Source organism: Candidatus Eisenbacteria bacterium, assembly GCA_018831195.1.
Lineage (GTDB): Bacteria > Eisenbacteria > RBG-16-71-46 > CAIMUX01 > JAHJDP01 > JAHJDP01.
This window is the reverse complement of record JAHJDP010000012.1, coordinates 144,349-159,990: the sequence shown is the minus strand read 5'-3', so window position 1 is coordinate 159,990 and position 15,642 is coordinate 144,349. Positions and strand designations below refer to the sequence as shown.

General features: G+C 57.3%; 15 protein-coding genes. All 15 read left to right on the top strand.

The genetic code is table 11. The features are described 5' to 3' along the window. Positions 1 to 10: 10 nt before the first annotated feature. The gene (locus KJ970_02155; protein MBU2689700.1) at positions 11 to 1,267 is read left to right on the top strand and encodes a formylglycine-generating enzyme family protein; all 1,257 of its coding nucleotides are present in this window, start codon (positions 11 to 13) and stop codon (positions 1,265 to 1,267) included. 15 nt (positions 1,268 to 1,282) lie between these two features. Next, positions 1,283 to 2,104, top strand: coding sequence for a DNA repair protein RecO (recO, locus tag KJ970_02150; GenBank protein MBU2689699.1), 822 nt, complete (start codon positions 1,283 to 1,285; stop codon positions 2,102 to 2,104). 87 nt (positions 2,105 to 2,191) lie between these two features. Beyond that, positions 2,192 to 2,767, top strand: a complete 576-nt coding sequence (gene pyrR / locus KJ970_02145) for a bifunctional pyr operon transcriptional regulator/uracil phosphoribosyltransferase PyrR (GenBank protein ID MBU2689698.1) — start codon at positions 2,192 to 2,194, stop codon at positions 2,765 to 2,767. Then, on the top strand, positions 2,761 to 3,726 hold the full coding sequence (locus KJ970_02140) for an aspartate carbamoyltransferase catalytic subunit (protein MBU2689697.1): 966 nt from the start codon (positions 2,761 to 2,763) through the stop codon (positions 3,724 to 3,726). The genes pyrR and KJ970_02140 overlap by 7 nt, the downstream gene beginning before the upstream one ends. A gap of 129 nt (positions 3,727 to 3,855) precedes the next feature. Next, a complete protein-coding gene (locus KJ970_02135; protein MBU2689696.1) occupies positions 3,856 to 5,169 on the top strand; it encodes a dihydroorotase in 1,314 nt (437 codons plus the stop codon). Then, positions 5,166 to 7,004, top strand: a complete 1,839-nt coding sequence (locus tag KJ970_02130; GenBank protein ID MBU2689695.1) for a tetratricopeptide repeat protein — start codon at positions 5,166 to 5,168, stop codon at positions 7,002 to 7,004. The genes KJ970_02135 and KJ970_02130 overlap by 4 nt, the downstream gene beginning before the upstream one ends. Beyond that, on the top strand, positions 7,001 to 7,879 hold the full coding sequence (locus tag KJ970_02125) for a hypothetical protein (GenBank protein MBU2689694.1): 879 nt from the start codon (positions 7,001 to 7,003) through the stop codon (positions 7,877 to 7,879). Before KJ970_02130 ends, KJ970_02125 begins: the two co-directional genes overlap by 4 nt. Next, on the top strand, positions 7,863 to 8,807 hold the full coding sequence (locus KJ970_02120; protein ID MBU2689693.1) for a dihydroorotate dehydrogenase: 945 nt from the start codon (positions 7,863 to 7,865) through the stop codon (positions 8,805 to 8,807). The genes KJ970_02125 and KJ970_02120 overlap by 17 nt, the downstream gene beginning before the upstream one ends. A gap of 1 nt (position 8,808) precedes the next feature. Then, a complete protein-coding gene (gene pyrF / locus KJ970_02115; protein MBU2689692.1) occupies positions 8,809 to 9,546 on the top strand; it encodes an orotidine-5'-phosphate decarboxylase in 738 nt (245 codons plus the stop codon). A gap of 76 nt (positions 9,547 to 9,622) precedes the next feature. Further along, positions 9,623 to 10,966: a UDP-glucose/GDP-mannose dehydrogenase family protein gene (locus KJ970_02110; protein MBU2689691.1), complete on the top strand. Its 1,344-nt coding sequence runs from the start codon at positions 9,623 to 9,625 to the stop codon at positions 10,964 to 10,966. A 41-nt stretch (positions 10,967 to 11,007) separates the two neighbouring features. Further along, complete coding sequence (locus tag KJ970_02105; protein ID MBU2689690.1) at positions 11,008 to 11,463, top strand: dTDP-4-dehydrorhamnose 3,5-epimerase family protein; 456 nt, start codon at positions 11,008 to 11,010, stop codon at positions 11,461 to 11,463. Next, positions 11,456 to 12,547 (top strand): dTDP-glucose 4,6-dehydratase, encoded by a 1,092-nt coding sequence (gene rfbB / locus KJ970_02100; GenBank protein MBU2689689.1) that lies wholly within the window; start codon positions 11,456 to 11,458, stop codon positions 12,545 to 12,547. Before KJ970_02105 ends, rfbB begins: the two co-directional genes overlap by 8 nt. Positions 12,548 to 12,629: 82 nt before the next feature. Further along, entirely contained in the window at positions 12,630 to 13,688 is a 1,059-nt protein-coding gene (locus tag KJ970_02095; protein ID MBU2689688.1) for an NAD-dependent epimerase/dehydratase family protein, read from the top strand. Continuing rightward, positions 13,682 to 14,557, top strand: a complete 876-nt coding sequence (locus KJ970_02090) for a hypothetical protein (protein MBU2689687.1) — start codon at positions 13,682 to 13,684, stop codon at positions 14,555 to 14,557. The genes KJ970_02095 and KJ970_02090 overlap by 7 nt, the downstream gene beginning before the upstream one ends. A gap of 142 nt (positions 14,558 to 14,699) precedes the next feature. Further along, entirely contained in the window at positions 14,700 to 15,638 is a 939-nt protein-coding gene (gene hemC / locus KJ970_02085) for a hydroxymethylbilane synthase (protein MBU2689686.1), read from the top strand. The last annotated feature ends 4 nt before the right edge of the window (positions 15,639 to 15,642 follow it).

Genomic DNA, 15,642 nt, shown 5'->3' with positions numbered 1-15,642 from the left:
GAAGCCGATCATGCCAACATATCTGCGGAGGATCCTTCTGCTCACCATGGGGATGTGGATCCTTGCATCCTGTTCCAATGACTCCACCACCAAACCCGACGAGGGGGAGCCGGATCCGATCCCTGTTGAGAAAAAGGAGTTTGAGGTGCGGGTCGAGGGTTGGAACTATGTCGCCCTGACCTGGACGCACAAAGATGATTCGACCCATGTTCCCATGGTGATCGAGGTGCGGGTCGCCGACGACAGTCTCGATGTTCACCAATGGCCCGATCATCCCGTCGGCAGCGATACGGTCATCCGCAATTTATTGGCCGACAGCCTCACTGTTTTTATCTACAATCTGGATCCCTCTCACACCTATGTCGCCTCCTGGCGGATCTTCTATGAGGATTCGACCCGCTCGGCGATTGGACCTTGGGTTGTTTTTGAAACGGCCGCCGCACCGGAGCTCTCACCGCTGGTTGAAATTCCCGGCGGATCATTCGTTGTGGGGAGCGATCCGGGGGAGGGGGCCGCCGGTGAAATGCCGGAAACGACACTTGTCGTAGAGACCTTTTACATGGAGCGAACCGAGGTGACCAACGCGCAATACTGGCGCTTCATGACAGAGTATGGGTACCACACCCGGGTGTTATGGTCCGATGAAGGTTGGGATTGGAAGACGACGGAGGAGATTACGGCCCCCAAAGGATGGGAGACGGGGACCAACCGTATCGGTCTTCTTTGGCCGGATCATCCCGTGGCCGGTCTTTCTTTCTTTGAAGCGGAAGCGTATGCCCAATGGGCCGGACGGCGCCTGCCGACCGAAGCCGAATGGGAAAAGGCGGCGCGCGGCGGTTGCGAGTTATCGGGTGGGAACGGTTGCGATGTCGGGGATGAGCGGAGTTATCCTTGGGGCGCCGCGGGGAGCGGTGATCATTTCAATCACTATCACAGCGGTGATCCCTATGAGCCGGGAACAACGCCGGTCGGTTTTTATGACGGCCGTGTGGCGGGTGGATTTCAGACGATCGACAGCCCCGGTCCCTATGGCGTCTATGATCTGGCGGGGAATGTGGCCGAGTGGACCAAATCACGGATGTGGGAGTATCCCTACCGTTATTGGGACGGCCGGGAAGATCCCGGAGTCGTCGGGACCGTCATGGCGGTACGGGGTGGCTCCTGGGTCACCTATGCCTCGGAATGCCGATGCGCCTTTCGCTCGGGAATGGCAACCGATGACAGAAATCTCTTCAACGGGGTTCGCTGCGCTTCATCCCATCGTTAATGGAGGCAAGAACCGATGAGTGTTATTGCGGAGGATTATGGCGTCGTCCTCCGCTCGCACCGGTTTGGTGAAACCAGCCGCATCCTGGTTTTCCTGACCAGCCGCCATGGAAAGCTTCACGCCATCGCCAAGGGGGCACGGAATCCGAAAAACCGTTTCGGCGCGGCCCTTGATATTTTGGCCGAGGGTTCTTTTGTTTTTTATCTGAAGAAGGACAGGGATCTTCAGCTGATTCGCTCGGCCGAACTCGAAACATTTCACGAACCCTTGTTGCGAGACGCGGTGCGCTATCATTACGGGTGCGCGGCGGCCGAGTTTGCCGATCGCCTCGTCCTGGGTCAGGAAGAGGGCCCCGATTGCCTCGATGCCCTCCGTCAATTTCTTTTTTTTCTGGAATCGGCCCCCCTCCCGCGTCTTTCCGCTCTTTTCAAAGCCTATCAACTTCGCCTGGCGGGGCTTCAAGGGTACCGGCCCAATCTCGAGGGTTGTCTTTATTGTTCGAAGGCGGATCGCGCCGCGCCGGGCCTCAGTTTTTCGATCCATGATGGAGCACTGGTCTGCCCGCGTCACCGGAGTCCACTTCAAGACGCGGTCCCCCTCTCCCCGGATGCCCTGCAGGTCTTGATGGACCTGGTGGCATCGGATCTGCCGATGACGCCATTGGGTTGGAAGCCCGCCCTGGATCCCTTATTGACGCGTGTCGTCGAGGGGTTTCTCCGTTTTCATATTGATGGTTACCGGGGATTGAAAAGCCTGAAAAGCCTGCAATCCCTCACGCGCAATGGATCCCTCGCATCGACACGAGGGCTGCTTGCCGGGGGGGAAAAGGCATGCTAGCTTCTCTCCGGCCGCGCTTTTTCACCTGGAGGAATTTTGATGAGTGAGCAAGATCCACAAGGAGAGGGGGGGAAGAATGGCGCACCCCTGCGGTCCAAGGCGGAAATTCTCAACCGCGAAGAAATCCGGCGGGCGCTGATCCGCATCTCGCACGAGATCATCGAGGCCAATAGAGGAACCCAGGGCCTCGCCTTGGTCGGGATCCGCCGCCGCGGTGTCCCCTTGGCTGAGAGGATCCGGCGGATCATTCAGGAAATCGAGGGGGCCGATGTTCCTCTCGGGATCGTTGATATCACCCTCTATCGCGATGATCTCTCGCGGATCGCGGCGCAGCCGGTGGTCCGGACCTCGGAGCTTCCCTTCCAAGTGGATGATAAGGTGATCATTCTAGTGGATGATGTGCTTTACACAGGGCGCACCGTGCGGGCGGCTCTGGATGCTCTCATGGATTACGGCCGGCCTGAGGCGATCCGTCTGGCGGTTCTGATTGACAGGGGACACCGGGAATTGCCGATCCGGGCCGATTTTGTGGGGAAGAACGTTCCCACCAGCCGCCGTGAAAATGTAAGCGTTCAGCTGATGGAGGATGATGGCGAGGATGGGGTGCACATCATCGAAGCCCATGGGAATTCCGCATCCGGCCAAGGGGAGGGCCCATCGTGAAACGCCGTCATTTGTTAGGTCTGCGGGAATTGGAACCCTTGGAAATTCTTGAAATTCTGGACTCCGCCCGCTCGTTCCGGGAGGTCCTGGACCGCCCGATCAAAAAGGTTCCCGCTCTGCGCGGGATAACTATATGCAACGCCTTCTTCGAGCCTTCCACCCGGACGCGTGTCTCCTTTGAACTGGCCGCGAAGCGCCTTTCGGCTGATGTTCTCAATTTCGCGACCACGGGGTCCAGTGTCTCCAAAGGGGAGACATTAATAGACACGGTGAGAAATATCGAAGCGATGAAGGTCGAGATGGTCGTTCTCCGGCACGGCTCCTCGGGCGCGGCGCAATTCCTTTCAACACATGTCAAGGCGAATGTCGTCAATGCCGGTGACGGGCAGCATGAACATCCGACACAAGCCCTCCTTGATTTGTATACGATGCGGGAGCATCTCAGCAGGCTGCAGGGAATCCGCGTTGCAATCATCGGTGACGTGGCGCACAGCCGTGTGGCCCGGTCGAATATCTGGGGTTTAACAAAAATGGGAGCCAAGGTTGTCGTCTGTGCTCCTCAAACCCTTCTGCCGCCCGACATTCAATCCCTTGGGGTGAAGACGTCTTACAGACTGGAAGAGGCGCTTGACGGAGCCCAAGTCGTTTATCTCCTGCGACTGCAGCGGGAACGGCAGGATGGCGGGTATCTTCCCTCGCTGAGAGAGTATGCCCGGACCTTCGGTTTAAAGGTTGAACATTTGGAGCAACTCCCGCCTGAAACGCTGTTGATGCATCCCGGGCCGATGAACCGGGGGGTGGAAGCCGAAAACGCCGTCGTCGACGGACATCGATCCGTTATTTTAGAACAGGTCACAAACGGGGTCGCCATACGCATGGCTGTCCTTTTCCTGTTGTGGGCGGGACGGGAAGGGACGCCCGCTGTCCGAGAAATGCTCCGGGAAGGGAGCGTGGGGTAGACAATGAATCAACCGAATCCACATCCGTCACCCTCTTCATCCCGTGGTTCTGAATCGTCGGGGATCGTCCATCGTGTCGCCGTCCCCGAAACCGCGGACTTAGGGAGAATATGGGCGCAGGCGCGTGTAATAGATCTTGTCGGGGGACGGGTCGTCGATCCGGATGGACCCCTCAACCGGCGGGAAGGATTGAGGATTGTGGATGGCCGGCTGGTCGAACCCGGCGACCAGGCCGATCTTGAATCGGATCTGATGATCGATCTTCAAGGCGGATTGCTGACCCCCGGTCTCTCTGATATGCATGTTCATTTGCGGGAACCGGGATATGAGGATGCTGAAACGGTGGCGACGGGTCTTCGAGCGGCCGCGCGGGGCGGTTTTACGCGGGTCGCCTGCATGCCCAACACGAATCCGCCGGTCGATCAGCGGTCCGTCGTGGAGTTGTTACTAGCCAGGGCGCGAGAAGCCTGCGGTGTGCATCTCCATCCGGTCGGTGCTGTGACCCGGGGGTTAAAGAGCGATGATTTGACCGAGATGGCGGAACTCAAGGAAGCGGGGGTGACCGCGGTTTCAAATGATGGGTTTCCGGTCTTCTCCAGCCGGACGATGCGGCGGGCGATGGAGTATGCGAAGACATTCGATATGCTGATCATCTCCCATGCCGAGGATGAGGGGCTCAAAGGCGACGGCGTGATGAATGAGGGCTACTGGTCAACCGTCTTGGGGCTTCGCGGCATACCGGCCGCGGCCGAAGAGATCGCCGTGATGCGGGATATCGCCCTCAGCCGGTTGACCGGGTGCCGCCTGCATATCGCACACGTATCGACCGCGGGCAGTGTCGACGCGATTCGAAGAGCCAAGGCCGAAGGAGTGCCGGTCACGGCGGAGACGGCGCCGCACTATTTCACCCTGACCCATGCCGCGCTGCAATCGTATGACGCCAACTTCAAAATGAATCCGCCGCTGCGCACCGAACGGGATGTCGAAGCCATTCTGCAAGGGATTGTCGATGGAACGCTCGATGTCATCGCCACCGATCACGCTCCGCATTCGCAAGAAAAAAAAGAGGTCGAGTTGGATCAAGCCTCCTTCGGCATCATCGGACTGGAAACATCGCTTGGTCTGGTGATGACGCATTTGCTTCGTCCCGGCCGCGTCGGCGCGGAGGATCTGGTGCGTTTGATGAGTCAGAGGGCGGCAAAAATCATGGGATGGAACAGCGGCCATCTCCGCGCCGGCGAGCTTGCGGAGCTGACCTTGATTGATCCGCAGGCGACCTGGACCGTCGATCCTGAATTGTTCGCCTCGAAATCAAGGAATTGTCCTTTCGGAGGTTGGGAATTGCAGGGACGGGCTGCGCTGACCGTTGTTGAGGGGCGGCTGGTCCACTGGGAAAAGAGCCGGGCCGAAGCCGATTCGGGTCTGCTCGTGCGAGCTCTATGAAACGTTTGTGGATCCTGATCCTGCTCCCACTACCCTTGTTGGCGGGATGTTCCCGATTTGGCTCATACTTCAATACCTTCTACTTCGCGAAGAAATATTACGCTCAAGCGGAACGGATCGTAACCAATTCCGCCTCTGACCGCCTTTCCCCGGAAGCGATCAAACTCTATGACAAGTCGATCGAAAAGAGCGAGAAGGTAATCCTCAAGGGCGGCGGATGGTGGGCCGGTATCGACGACGCCATCTATCTCATCGGAGCGGCGAATTACGGCAAGCGCGATTATGAAGAAGCCCTCCGCGTCTTCGACGGCCTGTTGAGTGATCACCCGGATAGTGAATTTATCCCGGATGCGCTGTTTCTCTCCGGCCTCTGTCATCACCGAAGGAAAGAGTATGCTCTGGCTGAAGAATGTTTTCAGCGCATCGCGACTGAGTATCCCGGATTTGAACGCCGGGATGAAATTCTCTTTCTTGCCGGAAGGGGATTTGAGGATGACGGCGAGGATCAACTGGCCCTTTCATCCTATGAGGATCTCGTTGAGCAATTTCCGAAAAGCAAACACATGGAGGCGACCCTCGACCGGATCGGGGAGATCCACTTCGAAAAAGCGAGATATGACAGCAGCCTCTATGCCTTTGACCGGTTGGCCGGTTTCACAAGGGATGATGCCGTTTATCTCGAGGCCAATCTCCAGGCGGGGGAGTCGCTGGTCCGCCTCGGCCGGTATGAAGAGGCCTTGAATCGATATCAGAGTCTGCTTCAGGGCGATCCGAAGAAATCGCAGGACTCGCCCAGGGTTTGGATCCATATGGCGGAAGCCTACAACCTTGATGGAAGGCCGGAGGAAGCCCTGGAAACCCTCCAGAAGGTTCTGGACGGCTTCGGGCAATCAGCTCAAGCGACGGAAGCCCGGTTTCAGATAGGTTATACATATGAAGTCTATCTAAAGGATTTTGAGAAAGCTCGCGCAGCCTATCAAGAAGCTTCCGAAATGAAAGTACAATCAATTTTCCGGGATGAGGCCGGAACCAGGCTTAAGAACCTGCAGCAGATCGAGGAGCTGCAGAATCAGGCGCAGAGCCAGGAAGAGGTAGACCGCGACGCCCGAGCCGAGGCGGCCTTCATGGTCGCTGAATTGCTCTATCTATCTTCGAATCGGATAGAGGAGGCGTTGGCAAAGTACGATGAGGTTGCGGAAGAGTTCCATGATACCGATATCGGCGCCCGCGCCGCTTATGCTGTAGCCTGGATTCAGTATAACAATCCTAAATCCAAGGAAGAGGGGCGGAGTCGTTTTGCGGATATTATACAAAAATATCCGGGTTCCCCGCAGGCCGACTATCTCTTGAAAATCATGGAGGAAGAAGGCGGGGCGGATGAAACGTTGAAATCCCTTGTCTCGCGGGCAAAAGAAGAAGCGCGCCTCATTGAGTTGGCGAAGAAGATCTCGGCCGATTCATTGGCGATGGCAAAGGCCGACTCGATCCAACAGGTCAAAGAACAACAAAAGATCGCCGCCGCCGCCGACACGGTTGCGCCCGGTTCGCCCCTCAATCGACGGCTGCCCATGCCGATTGAGCCCGGTGATTGGGGCCGGCTGGGTCTTGTGGGACCTCCTCCTCCGCCCGCTTCTCCGGCGGCTTCATCTCCGGGTCCCGCGCCTGTTCTTTCGCCGGTCCCGCCTGATTCAGTTTTGATGCCCGAAGCCGTCGATTTCATCAGTGCCCCTGCGCTTCGTGATTCAGTCTCGGTTATGGAAGCCGCCGATTCCACCAGTGCGCCCGCGCCCGGGGATTCGATTCCTCTCAATCCCGCCGAGGATGATCCCCAATGACGGCCGATCCCTGGTATCGCTCCATTGAGAACCAACTTCTCTGGCCCCTTCCGGATCCATCCGGCAGGGCCGGACGGGGGCGGGGGCGGATTCAACACAATGAACAAACGGCTCCCGGTCTTTGGAGATTGGCGCTGCATCTTCCCGGTTCCTGGGGGCCTCCGGTCCCAGGCCAATTTGTACAACTTCAAGCAACCGTCCCTGGTTTCTTCAGATTGCCAAGACCTTTCAGCGTCGCCGGTTGGCGTGTAGAAGATGACGGATCGGGGCTTCTGGAAATCGTTTATGCTCCCGTCGGCCGCGAGAGCCAGGGGATGAGCCGGCTCGAGATCGGGGCGGAAATGGACTGGACCGGTCCTTTGGGTGCCGGCTATGCCATCCTAAAGAACCGCCGCGCCCTTCTCGTCGGGGGCGGCCGGGGCGTGGCCCCTCTGCTCTACTTGGCCCAATGTTTAAGTGATCTCAATCATTCGCAATGTCTACTCTATGGCTACCGCTCGCATGAGGAACGCTGGCCGGTGGAGCCATCCATTCCATTCAAGGAGGCGAGTGAGGATGGTAGCCGGGGCCGCAAAGGGACGGTTCTGAATCTGCTCAATGACGGGATCGATGCAGGTGAAATTCATCCCGGCCGGGATGCCTTGTACATTTGCGGCCCGACGGCGATGTTGCGGGCGGTTTCAGTTTGGAATGAGGGATTCGGCTTTCCTCTCCAGGTCAGTCTGGAGACCATTTTCGGCTGCGGCTGCGGTCTCTGCGCCGGGTGCGCCGTACCGGTGCGGGGAGGCGAGGGTTACGGCGCCTATGCGCTGGCCTGCCGCCAGGGCCCGGTTTTCCCCGCGGAAAAGGTTGATTGGGATGGCTTCGTCGAATAAGCGACCGGATCTTTCCATCAATGTCGGCGGCGTTCAGCTGGCCAATCCGGTGTTGGCCGCCTCAGGCACCTTCGGCTACGGACTCGAATCAATCGCTTTGACCGAAGCCCATCGGCTCGGCGGAATCGTCACCAAGACAATTACCCTGGAGCCCCGGGCGGGGAATCATCCCCTGCGGATTGCTGAAACAGATGCCGGCCTGCTCAATTCGATTGGGCTGCAGAATGTCGGTATGGATCGTTTTCTCGCTGAAATTCTTCCTCCCTTAAGAGATCTAGGACCCAGGATTATTGTGAGTCTCGGGGGCCGGCGGATCGATGATTTTGTCCGGATTGCAGAAAGGGTCGGCCGGGCGCCTGGTGTTGCGGGGCTCGAAATTAATATCAGCTGTCCCAATGTCAGCGAAGGGGGGATGGAATTCAGTCAGAATCCGCGAACCGCTTATCAGGTCATCGCGCACATCCGCTCGGTCACCGATCGTCCCCTTTGGGCGAAGCTTTCGCCCAACGTCACCTCGATCGAAGAGATTGGAAGGGCCTGCCTTGAGGGCGGGGCCGATGCGCTGACCGCGATCAACACCCTGCTCGGTCTTGTTATCGATACCGAGAAAAATAAACCTCGTCTGGCCCGCGGTTTCGGCGGGCTTTCAGGACCGGCCATCCGGCCGGTCGCCGTGGCCCGGGTCCATCAATTGTTCAAGGCGTTGGGGGGGCCGATTGTCGGGGTTGGCGGGATCGCCGCCATCTCCGACGCCATGGAATTCTTTTTGGCCGGGGCTTCGGCCATACAAATCGGCTCTGCCTCGTTCGCCCACCCGGGGACGGCGGTGGAAATTCTGGATCAATTACCCTCCCGGATCGAGAGACTCGGCAAATCATGTCTAGCCGAGATCGTGGGTTCGCTCCAGTGGCCACAGGAAGGAGTGTGAGATGGTCTCCGAGAGTTCAGACATCAAGCGGAAGGCCAAGGATCGTTTGATCGTCGCCCTGGATGTGCCCAGCTTGGATGAGGCCCGACCTGTTCTTAAGAGACTTGGTGATGAAATCGAATGGTTTAAAATTGGACTCCAGCTCTTCTGCGCGGAGGGGCCCGATATCGTTCGATGGGTGAGGGATCAGGGGAAGAAGGTCTTTCTCGATCTCAAACTTCACGACATTCCCAATACGGTGGCCCGGGCCGTTGAGTCGGTGGGCCACCTCGGAGCCGGTCTGATCACCCTGCATGCCGCCGCCGGTTCGGAGGCCCTGCGCCAGGCGGCGGAAGCGGCGCTTCAATTTCCCGATGCGGTTCGACCCCGGCTTCTTGGGGTGACGGTCCTGACCAGCAATCAAGAGTTGCCGGAGAGGGAGTTGGAGGCCGAGGTGGTGCGACTTGCCGAGAGGTCGTTTCAGGCCGGATTAGACGGTGTGGTGGCCCCCGCGAGGAGTCTCGAACCGCTCCGTGAACGCTTCGGGGAAGCGATCCGTGTCCTCTGTGCGGGCATCCGCCCCGCCGGATCGGCGGCCAATGACCAACATTGGATCATGACCCCCGCCCGAGCGATCAGCGATGGAGCCCGGTGGATCGTCGTCGGGCGCCCGATCCTCAGGGCGGAGGATCCCGCCGCGGCGGCCGCGGCCATACGACGGGAAATTTCTTCAGTTTTAGAGACCCAAACGGGCGTGTAGGCCTTTTGACCAGGGCGGGTCGGAACTGCTATTGTAGGAAAGACGTGTCAATTTCATCGCCCACAGGAGAGATAACATGGAGCGGATTTGTGTGTTGGGAACGGGATATGTCGGATTGGTTACAGGCGCCTGTCTCGCCGATTTTGGGAATACGGTCATCTGTGTCGATATCGACAAGAAGAAAGTTGAAACGCTGAGGAAGGGGCAAATCCCGTTTTATGAGTTTAGTTTGGAAGAGCTTGTCCGGACCAATATGAAAGAAGGCCGGCTGCAGTTTACCTCGGATCTGGCCGGCACCATCAAGAAGTGCCGCGCTATTTTTATCGCCGTGGGGACGCCATCCAATGCGCGAGGCGAAGCCGATCTTTCGCAGGTTTTTGAGGCGGCCCGAACAATAGCCAAGAACGCCAACGGCTACAAACTTGTTATACAAAAGAGCACGGTGCCGGTGGGGACGGGGGCGAAGGTTCGTGAAATTATCGCCACCCATCTGAAAAAGAAGGTTCCTTTCGATGTAGCGTCGAACCCCGAGTTCCTGCGAGAAGGATCAGCGGTGCGTGATTTTCTATGGGCCGATAGGATTGTGATCGGAACCTGGACGAAGAAGGCCGAAAAAATTCTCTCGGAAATTTACCGGCCGCTCTATCTCAATGAAACACCCATGGTGAAAACCAGTGTGGAGACGGCCGAACTGATTAAATACGCCTCGAACGCCTTTCTCGCCACAAAGATCTCCTTTATCAATGAGATGTCGATTCTTTGCGAGCGTGCCGGCGCCGATGTCAAAATATTGTCGCGGGCGATGGGTTTGGACGGGCGCATCGGACCCAAATTCCTTCATCCCGGACCCGGTTACGGCGGATCGTGTTTCCCGAAAGATACGCGGGCGCTTGCGCATTTTTCAAAAAAACTGGGTTATGAATCAAAGCTCGTCAAGGCGACCATCAGCGTTAACCAGCGTCAGAAGAAACTGATGATTGAGAAGATCAGCGCCGCAGCCGGTACGGTGAAGGGCAGGAACATTGGAGTCCTGGGGCTTTCCTTTAAACCGATGACCGATGATGTGCGGGAATCAGTGGCGATGGAGATTGTTAAACACCTTTTGAAATTGGGAGCCCATGTCCGGGTCTTCGATCCGGTCGCCATGCCCAATGCGAAGAAGGAGTTGAAAGGCGCGCGGTTCTGCTCGGATGCTTATGAGGTCGCCAAGGATGCGCATGTCCTGGTCATTGCGACGGAATGGAATGAATTTCGGATGTTGGATCTCGCCAAAATCCGCCAGCTCATGAAGACGCCCAACCTTGTTGATTGCCGGAATATTTACAATCCCTCCAATATGGACTCCATGGGCTTCAATTATGTAGGCGTGGGACGCGGAGAATTTCTGCGTCAACAAAAATCAGCCAAGAAAAAACTTTAGTGTGGATGGGGTCTGCACGGTCCCTGAAAGGACGGCGAATCATGATTGATGGCGTGATTACCAAAGAGTTGAAGGTCATCTCCGATGCCAGGGGATATCTCATGGAGATTTTTCGCCGGGACGATCCTTTCTTTAAACAATTCGGGCAGGCCTATCTCAGCGTGGCTTACCCCGGCCGGGTTAAAGGATGGCACTATCACAAAATTCAAACGGATCACTTCGCCGTCGTTAAAGGGATGGGGAAGGTTGTCCTCTACGACCGCCGCGAAGGGTCACCCACGCATGGCGAGGTGAACGAGCTTTTTATCGGCGACCGCCGTCCGATGTTGGTTCGGATCCCACCGGGCGTTCTGCACGGGATCAAGGGAATCGGCACCGAGCCGGTGCTGCTTCTCAACATCCCTGATGAAGTTTACAACTACAACGAGCCGGATGAGTACAGAGTTTCACCGCACAGTGGTGAGGTTCCCTACGATTGGAGCGATGTTGATGGATAATGAAGGTCGGTTCCCCTCCCGGGATCAGTTAAGCCATGCCCTCGACGAAGGACGCTACCTCGTCACGGGAGGCGCCGGATTTATCGGCAGCAACTTCGTTCATCATATGCACCGGAAGCATCCCAAAGCCCGGATTACAGTTTTGGACAAGCTGACCTATGCCGGCAATCCGTCCAACCTTGCGGAGTTCGAGGGGCAATCGTGGTACCGTTTTGTAAAAGGGGATATCTGTGATGTTTCTCTGGTGAACGCTCTCCTTGGGGAGGGGACCGATTTTGTCGTGAATTTTGCCGCGGAGACCCACGTGGACCGGTCGATCGGCGATCCGTCGGATTTCATCAAGACGGATGTCTTCGGCGTGTACGTGCTGCTGGAGGCCATCCGCCAGTTTCCCGTCCTGCGCTTTCTCCAAATCTCGACCGATGAGGTCTACGGCGAGGTTTTGGGGGACCCCGCGACCGAATTCAGCCCGCTCCTCCCGCGGAATCCCTATTCGGCCAGCAAGTCGGGGGGCGACCGTCTCGCTTATTCATATTTTGCCACTTACGGCCGGCCGGTGATCATTACGCGATGCAGCAATAACTACGGGCCGCGCCAATATCCGGAGAAGCTCATCCCTCTCTTCGCGACCAACGCCATCGAGGGCGAGAAATTGCCTGTCTATGGCAGCGGGCGAAATTTGAGAGACTGGATCCACGTCATCGATCACTGCCGGGCGCTGGAGTCATTGCTGGCCGTCCCTGAGATTGAAGGGGAGGTTTTCAACGTCGCCACTGGGGATGAACGGGATGTTCTGACGATTGCCGCGGCGATTCTCGATCACTTGAAAAAGCCGCATTCCCTCATCGCGCATGTTGTTGACCGGCCTGGTCATGACCGCCGGTACGCGATGGGTTGGGGTAAGCTGGAGGGAACCACAGGTTGGAAACCGGAGTATACCTTCGATACCGGATTGAGCGAGACGATCGACTGGTATCGGGACTTTCCAGATTGGTGGCGTCCTCTCAAATCGGGCGAGTTTTTAAATTACTATCGCAGGAACTACAAGTTTCTCGATGATAAAAGACAGGCAAAGTCATCTTGACACCATACCAACCTCACCCTAGCCTTATCTTGATGGCAGATAAAGTTATAGACGCCGGAATCGCATCCAGCGGGAGCTTTGTATGAAGATCCTCGTTTCGGGCGGGGCGGGGTTCATCGGCTCCCACTTGACCGATGCTCTTGTGAATCAAGGGCATCGTGTCATCGTTGTGGACAATCTCTCCTCAGGCCGCCTGGCGAATCTGAAATCCGCCAGAGCCACTGGAAGAGCGCAATTTATCCGTGGAAATGTGAAGAACCGCACATTGCTCCGAGGGCTTCTTCCCGGTGTCGATCTTGTCTTTCATCTCGCGGCGGCTGTCGGTGTCCGCAATATCATCGACCGGCCCCTCGAGAGCCTCATGAACAATTTGCAGGGCGCCGCCTCGATCTTGGAGGCCTGCCATCAATCGGGCGGGATCAAGGTTGTCCTCTTTTCCTCTTCCGAAGTCTATGGGAAAGGTCTCAGCGCGAAGTTGAAAGAGAGCGATGATTGTATTCTGGGCCCGACCTCGGTTATGCGCTGGTCATATGCCGCGTCGAAGGTTGTGGATGAGTTCATGGCCCTGAGTTATGGGAAAGAGCTTGGGCTTCCGGTCGTGGCTGTCCGTTGTTTCAACACCTGTGGACCGAGGCAACTGGGTCATTTTGGGATGGTATTGCCAAGGCTGATTCTCCAGGCGCTCAAGGGGGAAACAATGACCGTCTATGGCGACGGTCTGCAAAGCCGCTGTTTCTCTTTTGTGGGGGATGTGGTTCGCGGCGTCTTGATGCTCGCCGAGAATCCGGCCGCCGAGGGGGATGTTTTCAATATCGGTAGCGATCAAGAGACGACGGTTCTAGACCTTGCCGAGAGAATCAAGACCCTTACGGGGAGCTCTTCGAGGGTTCGCCTCGTCCCCTACGCCGACGTCTACGGAAGGGACTTTGAAGATATACGGCGACGGGTTCCTTCACTGGACAAGATCACCCATTTGACCGGTTACCGCCCTCTGGCTGATCTTGATACGCTCCTTCTCTTGACGATTCGGGATATTGCCAAGGCCAAACAATTGCCACTCCCGGAATCTGTTACAAGGTCTGCTTTGCCTTCGGTCTTAAGTTATTGCGGCCCCGATGCCCCTCTTCGAGTTCCGTGCTGAGCCCAGCTGAGATTCGAACCCTCTTCATTTTTCTTGCCGGATTCCTGCCGGCATTCATACTCTCTCTCCCCGCTATTTCTTTAGGCCGTCGTTGGGGATGGCTCTCGACTCCACGACCGGACCGGCATGCTGAAAGGGCTGTTCCCCTGTCGGGGGGTGGCGTCCTCTGCCTGGCGCTCACACTGCCCGTCCTTCTCTTTGACGATGGGTGGCGTCCTCTGCCCCTGGCTTGGGCCTTCACCCTTCTCGGGATAGGGGATGATCTTCGGGAAATGAATCCGGCACTAAAGGCGGCGCTTACCGGACTCCTGGCGTTGGCGGCCCCCTGGGTTCTCGGAACCGCCGGGGCCGGTTTTTATCCACTCCAAGTGTTGGTTCTGTGGCTGCTCCTGCATGCCCACAATCTAATAGACAATATGGATGGTGTGGCTCTGGGAACGGGGTTTCTCACCTTCATTGGATTGGCTTTACTTTCAGACGAGCCGGTGTTGTGGGGAGCCGTCGGCGCGACGGCCGGTCTCCTCGTTTGGAATCTTCCCCCGGCCCGGATTTTTCTGGGGGACGGCGGCTCCTTTCTTCTCGGCTATTGGGGTTGGGTTTGGATTGTCCAGGCGGCGGCGGGTTTGACGCCGGTTACCGTCCGCATCCTCCCGCTCCTGATCCTATTTGCACTGCCCCTGCTCGACATGTCTTTTGTTACATTGACTCGAATTCTGAGGGGTTCCCGGCCATGGATCGGTGGACGGGATCACCTGACGCATCGTCTCGGTCGTTTGACGGGATCGTCTCGGATCGCTCTATGGATTTGGCTGACGATGCAGGCCGGACTGATCGTCATGGCTCTGTTTCTCGCGGATGCCTGGTTCTGAGGAGTTTTCAGGTCCACCGATCGGTGAGCGGCAACGGTGCGTGAGTTGACCGTGGGATAACCCCATGCTAGATTTGCGTGGCGTAAACGGTTAAGCAATCAACAGCAGTATGTAATGCTAAAGAGGGAAGGGATCCGGCGCCATGGGCGCAGACCGCACTCTACGTCTGGGTGTTCTCCAAGGGAAATTGGGAAACCTGCAGGCGCAATCAATATTAAAGAGTCTGAAACGACGGACGAAGGGATTCGTCTGGGACGTACTCGCCTTCCCCGTAAAGGCGCCGCGCCGGGGGAAAAGCCCCCATAGTGGACAGATTCCGATCCGGGAATTTTACAGCGAGTCCCTTCATGAGGCGATGCTTTCCAACAAGATTGATGTCGCCGTTCACCGGATGAAAGATTTTCCGCCCTTTCTGCCCGAGGGGGTCCACATCGCCGCGGTCCTTGAGCGCAAGACACCCTTGGATGTCTTTGTCTCCAGGGACCACCGGATTCTGGATGAGCTGCCAGCCGGTGCGAGGGTTTGTGTGAGCAGCCTTCGGCGAAAAGCCCAGTTGCAGCAGTATCGCTCAGATCTGGAGATCACTTATTGTCTGGGGGATGTGGAGGAGCGCCTCGCCCATCTGGACGCCGGGGATATGGAGGGGCTGGTTCTTGCGGCGGCGGGGATGGAATGGTTGGGTCTTCAAGATAGGGTGAGCGAGATTTTCACCATCGACATTTCGGTTCCGGCGGCGGGCCAGGGGGCTCTGGGTCTGATGGCGCGCACGGGGGACAAAGAGACGATAGAATCTATTGCGGTCCTCAACGACTCCCTCAGCCGGAAAGAGAACAAGGCGGAGAGGGCGTTTCTCCGCACGCTGGAAGCATGGCCCGGGGCGCCCGTCGGCGCGCTGGGGTGTATCAAGGGTGATATACTAAGACTGGAGGCGGTCATCTGTTCTTCCGATGGGGAAAATATCCTCCGTTTGGGGATGGATGGGTCTCCTGATGATCCTGAATGGGTCGGAGATCACCTGGGTCGCCAGATGTTGAGAGAACTGGGGCGGGAAATTCTGGATGTCGCCCGCAAGGAGCTTTGATAGG